Below are 2,299 nucleotides of genomic sequence, written 5' to 3' on the forward strand. Positions count from 1 at the left end.
TACCTTTCTTGTAACGCCGACAGCTCGGCAGAACTGTCTGAAAAGTCCCACAACCCCGAATACGCAACTCCTGCCGGATATCACACGTACTCGGTTTAGCCTGTTCCGGTTTCGCTCGCCACTACTAACGGAATCGCGGTTGCTTTCTCTTCCTGTGGGTACTGAGATGTTTCACTTCCCCACGTTCCCTCTACCCGCCCTATATATTCAGGCGGGAGTCACCAGGTACGCACGCGCCCTGGCGGGGTTTCCCCATTCGGACATCCTCGGATCAAAACTTGCTTATCAGTTCCCCGAGGCTTATCGCAGATTGCTACGTCCTTCTTCGGCTCCAGATGCCAAGGCATCCACCGTTTGCTCTTAAAGACTTGAAATCACATGAGTTGAATCGTCAATTCGAAATTGACTAATGATCTTTAAGATCATCTTTTCACGAACCGATCCGTAAAGATCAGCTCGCAAGATGCTCGCGTCCACTGTGTAGTTCTCAAAGTACGGGCGGTACCTCCTCCGCACCAGCAATCGCCGGCACAAGAAAAGGCCCAGAGGTTCGGACTTCCATCCGGTCCCTCAGGACCCAACAGCGTGCATGTGCCAGAGGCCTCACCCCGAACCGTTCCAAACCCGAAGGTCGTACTAGATCCGGAAGTCACCCTCCGACACCTCGTCAAATGTTCCACCCATGAGCTCCGGTCGAGAACATTCGTCTCGAAACCGGCTCTGTCACTCCGAAGAGTGCAGTGCTCCTTAGAAAGGAGGTGATCCAGCCGCACCTTCCGGTACGGCTACCTTGTTACGACTTAGTCCTAATTACCGATCCCACCTTCGACGGCTCCCTCCACAAGGGTTGGGCCACCGGCTTCAGGTGTTACCGACTTTCATGACTTGACGGGCGGTGTGTACAAGACCCGGGAACGTATTCACCGCAGCGTTGCTGATCTGCGATTACTAGCGACTCCGACTTCATGAGGTCGAGTTGCAGACCTCAATCCGAACTGGGACCGGCTTTTTGGGATTCGCTCCACCTCGCGGTATTGCAGCCCTTTGTACCGGCCATTGTAGCATGCGTGAAGCCCAAGACATAAGGGGCATGATGATTTGACGTCATCCCCACCTTCCTCCGAGTTGACCCCGGCAGTATCCCATGAGTTCCCACCATTACGTGCTGGCAACATAGAACGAGGGTTGCGCTCGTTGCGGGACTTAACCCAACATCTCACGACACGAGCTGACGACAACCATGCACCACCTGTTTACGAGTGTCCAAAGAGTTGACCATTTCTGGCCCGTTCTCGTATATGTCAAGCCTTGGTAAGGTTCTTCGCGTTGCATCGAATTAATCCGCATGCTCCGCCGCTTGTGCGGGTCCCCGTCAATTCCTTTGAGTTTTAGCCTTGCGGCCGTACTCCCCAGGCGGGGAACTTAATGCGTTAGCTGCGTCACGGAATCCGTGGAATGGACCCCACAACTAGTTCCCAACGTTTACGGGGTGGACTACCAGGGTATCTAAGCCTGTTTGCTCCCCACCCTTTCGCTCCTCAGCGTCAGTAACGGCCCAGAGATCTGCCTTCGCCATCGGTGTTCCTCCTGATATCTGCGCATTCCACCGCTACACCAGGAATTCCAATCTCCCCTACCGCACTCTAGTCTGCCCGTACCCACTGCAGACCCGAGGTTGAGCCTCGGGATTTCACAGCAGACGCGACAAACCGCCTACGAGCTCTTTACGCCCAATAATTCCGGATAACGCTTGCGCCCTACGTATTACCGCGGCTGCTGGCACGTAGTTAGCCGGCGCTTTTTCTGCAGGTACCGTCACTTTCGCTTCTTCCCTGCTAAAAGAGGTTTACAACCCGAAGGCCGTCATCCCTCACGCGGCGTTGCTGCATCAGGCTTTCGCCCATTGTGCAATATTCCCCACTGCTGCCTCCCGTAGGAGTCTGGGCCGTGTCTCAGTCCCAGTGTGGCCGGTCACCCTCTCAGGCCGGCTACCCGTCGACGCCTTGGTGAGCCATTACCTCACCAACAAGCTGATAGGCCGTGAGCCCATCCCAGACCGAAAAATCTTTCCAACTGCTGACCATGCGATCGCAGCTCATATCCGGTATTAGACGCCGTTTCCAGCGCTTATCCCAGAGTCAGGGGCAGGTTGCTCACGTGTTACTCACCCGTTCGCCACTGATCCACAGAGCAAGCTCTGCTTCACCGTTCGACTTGCATGTGTTAAGCACGCCGCCAGCGTTCATCCTGAGCCAGGATCAAACTCTCCGTAAAAGAAAAATACTGACAACGACCGGAA

The 2,299-nt window shown here is 55.0% G+C and carries 2 rRNA genes (1 of these 2 cut by a window edge); both read right to left on the minus strand.

The annotated features are described in order from the left end of the window. Positions 1 to 374, minus strand: a 23S ribosomal RNA gene (locus ACIQLK_RS14125); its annotated part reaches 1,803 nt to the left of the window's first position; the annotation flags it as partial. A gap of 377 nt (positions 375 to 751) precedes the next feature. After that, positions 752 to 2,274, minus strand: a 16S ribosomal RNA gene (locus tag ACIQLK_RS14130). Positions 2,275 to 2,299: the final 25 nt, after the last annotated feature.

It is taken from the genome of Microbacterium sp. NPDC091382 (assembly GCF_044757025.1).
Lineage (GTDB): Bacteria > Actinomycetota > Actinomycetes > Actinomycetales > Microbacteriaceae > Microbacterium.